Origin of the sequence: Streptomyces sp. H39-C1 (assembly GCF_027158125.1) — a bacterium.
GTDB lineage: Bacteria > Actinomycetota > Actinomycetes > Streptomycetales > Streptomycetaceae > Actinacidiphila > Actinacidiphila fildesensis.
In genome coordinates this window covers 1-4,834 of sequence record NZ_JAPVLS010000195.1, presented here as the reverse complement: position 1 = coordinate 4,834, position 4,834 = coordinate 1, and the positions used below count along the sequence as shown (strand labels likewise).

At 67.5% G+C, this 4,834-nt stretch carries 3 protein-coding genes; 2 read left to right on the top strand and 1 reads right to left on the bottom strand.

Annotated elements, in window-relative coordinates; all coding sequences use genetic code 11:
• Positions 1-595, top strand: a 595-nt coding sequence (locus tag O3W51_RS47215; RefSeq protein ID WP_269290192.1) for a DUF317 domain-containing protein, incomplete at its 5' end; no start/stop codon positions are given.
• 232 nt (positions 596-827) lie between these two features.
• On the opposite strand, the gene O3W51_RS47210 is transcribed toward O3W51_RS47215, so the two are convergent.
• Positions 828-4,082, bottom strand: a complete 3,255-nt coding sequence (locus O3W51_RS47210) for an NB-ARC domain-containing protein (RefSeq protein ID WP_269290190.1) — start codon at positions 4,080-4,082, stop codon at positions 828-830.
• A 412-nt stretch (positions 4,083-4,494) separates the two neighbouring features.
• Between O3W51_RS47210 and O3W51_RS47205 the strand changes: the two genes are divergently transcribed.
• Positions 4,495-4,674, top strand: a complete 180-nt coding sequence (locus O3W51_RS47205; protein WP_269290189.1) for a hypothetical protein — start codon at positions 4,495-4,497, stop codon at positions 4,672-4,674.
• Positions 4,675-4,834: the final 160 nt, after the last annotated feature.

Sequence of the window (4,834 nt, the reverse complement as noted above, 5' to 3'; positions counted from 1 at the left end):
GATCCACGAAGACCAGACCCTGCGCATCGAGCGCATCCACGACGCCCCCGCCCACGAGACCGCCTGGACCGTCGCTGCATACGAGACACCGGTCTCGGACCGCATGTGGATTCTCACCGCAACCGGTACCACCCCCATCCCCGTGCTGCACGAGCTACTGGAGCACCTCGCCAACGGAGACGGCTGGGACACAGCCGTCGGCACCCCAGTGAACGAAAAGACCGTCACCGCCGCCACGCAGCCCCTCGCAGAGGCCGGGTGGAAGCACACCGTGGACGGACGCTGGATCCGCTGGACGTCCCCCACCGCACACGCGGGAGTCCAGTTCGATGCGTTCGCCGCCCAGCACCCGACCCGAAACCTCGCCACCTGGACCATCTGGGCCGGCCCAAACCCCGACCGCCCCACCTGGACACTCACCGCGTCCCCGCGCACCCCCAGCGCCCTGCTGGCCGACCTCACCGAGAACCTCGCGCACGGAACCGGCACCCGCTCCCTGCCGGCCACGGGTCGCGAACGCAGGACGAGCCCCGACACCATGCCCCCTGCCATTCCGGTGGTCGTAGCCGGCCCCACAGCCAGCCGTACCCGCTGACGGAGCACCCCTGGAAGGGGTGAACGTTCTCAGCCGGCTTGGGGCAGCAAGAAGAGCCTCTCAGTGGAGTTGGTCGAGCCACCGCTGGTCGGCGAAGTGGCCGCGGACTTGTCTCTGGACTCGTCGGGAGGGTGGAGGCATCCCGTGCGCTGGCTGCGGATTCAAGCAGATCTCGCGCCCATTCAACGTCCCCGTGTTCGGCAACATCGAAGATTCCGCAGATGGGTAAAACTCAGGTGGTTGGATGAGTTCCTGGGTCGAAGTCGTACAGATAGAGGCCAAGCTCTCCTACCGCCGCCAGGCCACGGTTGTTCGGTGTCCACTGCATTGCCCGCAGTTTTCCCTCGGTTCGCATGGCGGTGGCCGAATGCCCTGACAGGGGATCCCAGATCCGCACCGTGGCGTCCTCGCTGCCGCTGGCAAGCCAGGCCCCATCGGGAGAGATCGCCACAGCCGTCACCCGGCCCTCGTGGCCGGTCAGGGTGATGGTGTTCCGCCCAGTGGCTGCATCCCAGATCCGCACCGTGCCGTCCTCACTGCCGCTGGCAAGCCAGGCCCCATCGGGAGAGATCGCCACAGCCGTCACCCGGCCCTCGTGGCCGGTCAGGGTGGCGGTGTTCCGCCCAGTGGCTGCATCCCAGATCCGCACCGTGCCGTCCTCACTGCCGCTGGCAAGCCACGCCCCATCGGGAGAGATCGCCACAGCCGTCACCCGGCCCTCGTGGCCGGTCAGGGTGGCGGTGTTCCGCCCAGTGGCTGCATCCCAGATCCGCACCGTGCCGTCCTCGCTGCTGGCAGCGAGCCAGGTCCCGTCCGAAGAGATCGCCACCGAGTCCACCCAATAGGCGTGTCCGGCATGAGTGATGGTGTTCTGCCCGGTGGCCACGTCCCAGATCCGCACCGAGTGGTCGTTGCTGCCGGTGGCGAGCCAGGTCCCGTCCGAAGAGATCGCCACTGCGGTCACCATGCGGGTGTGGCCAGTCAGAGTGACGGTGTTCTGCCCGGTGGCCACGTTCCAGATCCGCACCGTGCGGTTGTTACTGCCGGTGGCGAGCCACGTCCCGTCCGGAGAGATCGCCACCGCGTAAACCGAGCCGGTGTGGACGGTCTGGTTGGTGGTGCTCTGCCCGGTGGCTGCATCCCAGATCCGCACCGTGCCGTCCTCGTTGCCGGTGGCGAGCCAGGTCCCGACCCTCGGGACCGCCACCGCGTACACGGAGCCGGTTGGGCCGGTCAGGGTGGTGGTGTTCCGCCCGGTGGCTGCATCCCAGATCCGCACCGTGCTGTCGTCGCTGCCGGTGGCGAGCCAGGCCCCGTCGGCGGAGATCGCCACCGAGTTCACTATGCCGTTGTGGACGTTCAGGGTGGTGGTGTTCTGCCCGGTGGTCACGTCCCAGATCCGCACCGTGCGGTTGTTACTGCCGGTGGCGAGCCACGTCCCATCTGGGGATACCGCCACCGCGTACACCGAGCCGGTTGGGCCGGTCAGGGTGGCGGTGTTCTGCCCGGTGGCCACGTCCCAGAGCCGCACCGTGCGGTCGTTGCTGCCGGTGGCGAGCCACATCCCGTCCGGGGAGATCGCCACTGCGGTCACCATGCGAGTGTGGCCGGTCAGGGTGGTGGTGTTCTGCCCGGTGGCTGCATCCCAGATCCGCACCGCGCCGTCCTCGCTGCCGGCGGCGAGCCAGGTCCCGTCCGGAGCGATCGCCACCGCGGTCACCATGCGAGTGTGGCCGGTCAGCACGCGGATCTGTGCAGGGTCAGGCACGTCGGGCAATTGCCACCGGTTGTACAGCGCGGGGTGGCTAGACCGCCAGGCGCCCGCTTGTGATACCCAAGTGTCGTATCCGGCCAGTCGGCTACGGAGCACGCCCTCCAGAGCGTGGCCAGGAACAATCGGTGCAAGGAGATGGGCGGTCTGGGCGAGGTCAACGGCGCCCCGTCGGCATGCTGTAGTAGGGATCTGGTCCAGATCGGCCAGGGGACCAGTCACTCCGTTGCGGACCAGCCGCTGTTCGATCCAGCGTAGGTCGAGCGCAAGCACTTCCGCGTCCTGGGTGCGTTCGGCGTCTAGGAGGTGCGTGATGAGGTGGTCGGCTAGGTAACGGTCGGGGTGCTGCCACCAGGCGTGCACCGGTCCGGTACCACCACCCGGCTGCGGCTCTGCCAGGGGCAGACCAGCGGCGACAGCATCGATCAGCGCGCAACTTGCCTCGCGGAAGTGCACGTCACCCAGCCAAGACCGCAGAAGGTCACGGATGACGTCGTGCAGACGGACGCGTCCGTCTGCGGTGGGGTCCAGTTCAAGGAGGGAGAGACCGCTGAGTGCAGCGCACAGATCCCGGGACTGTTCCTGACTCAGCGAACCAGTGACGTGCCAGAGAGCGGCAATGAGGCCGACCGGGATGGATTCGTCGGCGGCGAAGATGCCCAGTTCCGTGAAGCGAGCGAACCCGCCGGCCGGTAGCAGTGCGGCGCCGGCGTCGACTGCGGCGGCCACCGCGGTCTGTCGGGCCCGCGGATCGTTCAGGTCGACGGCCACGTGGGGATCCAAGCTGGCTGGCCCATCGCGGCGCAGTTGTTCCAGGATGGTGGCCGCAGCGTCGGCGGCTGTCGGGCCAGTGGTCATGCGCCGGTGGACATAGCGGTTGGTGATACGCAGCAGCAGCGGCCAACGTCCGGTTGCTTTCAGCAGGGCGACTACGGTGGCTTCCGGTAGTCCGTCGGGCAGCCCGAACGTGAGGACTTGTCGAGCTTGGGCTGCGGACATTTCGTTGACTTTCACCGGATGGGTGCCGGTGGGAAGGAGTTCCGGCAGACGGGTAGTGATCAGTCGGCGGCAGCTAGCACCGCCGCTCAGGAACGGTGCGAGCTGTTCTGCCGTCCAGACATCGTCCAAGAGCAGCAGAGTTGCCGGGCGTACGTCGAGTAACCGGCCCAGGTGGGTGCCAGCGAGGTCCGGGTCGTCGAAGACAGCGGCGTCACCGGTGATGAACCGGGTCGCCTCGGCCACCTTCGCGGTGATCTCGGCCCGGCTGCGCACGTCCAGACCGAGGGTGATCCGGTAGATCCGCCCCCTAAATCGGCGCTGCACCCGGCGGTCGGCCCACACCATTTCTGCCAGCGTGGTCTTCCCGAAGCCCCCTGCGCCGTGCAGTCCGGCGGTGGACGTGATCCCAACCGACCGTCGCCCCCGCTGGCGGCACAATTCAGCGACCACCTGCCCTACCTGCGCCCGGTCGACGACCCACCGCGGGATCTCCGGTGGTGCGGGGGGTGGTGGGTCCTCGATGTCTCTCTGCGAACCGGCGTCATGGCGCAGCGCGTACAGGGCGACCAGAAGGGCGACCCCCAGGCCAGCTCCGAGGACGACCCAGGCGTGCTGCCGGATGTGATCGAGGGGCCCAGGCCACCGGTCCTGGCCAGTTGCCGCGTTCTCCGACAGCGACGTCACAGCGCTGACCACCGCCGTGACCACGGCCGACACAGCTAACCCCGGCCAACGACTCCTTGCCACGAGCGCCCCCACCCCACCACACACACGGTCAGGTGAGGCTACCGGCACGATCCATCGGATTAATTGCGAACGCGGCGATCCGACTTCGTCCACCAGCGGGAATACCCCGCAGGAGGAATATGTGCTCCGCACCCGCTGTGAGATCAGACCTCGCCCGGGCGACGCGCCACCGCTCGGATCCGTCAATCAGCCCGCCACCAACTGACGGTGGTTCGCCTCGAGGTCGGCGACCCACCTTTTGTCGCCCCGGGTGGGCTCTGCACGGCGTCTCTGCAAGTGCGGCGTGAGGGAGTGCCTGGCAGGGTGAAGTGACGGATCAGCATGCGCGGATCGTGGTGCACCCCGTGCTGATGGGAATCCGTGAATTCAAAGATCCCTATCAGTGCTGAACGGTGAGCGCCGGGTCACCGTTGACGGAGAACTCGTCGGTCGTGCCATCGTGCCGGACGACGTCGTGGAGTTTGCCGCTTTGGCCGGCCTGAACACCACCTGGGCGTGCCTGTACGACCCTCCCATCGTGGAGTGGCGCAGCGACGGCCCGTACACATGGAACGGGGTCTGATGCATGGTTGGGTTACAGGTGCGCTCCAGCTAACTAGTGTCCTGCGCCAGTAGTTGATCGTTAGATGCTGTGTGACTTCTACTGCTGGTGCATCGGTGCCTCGTCGGGGCCCGAAACTGGAGCCGTTACTGCTGTGTGCGGATGAGCGGGCGGTGTTGGA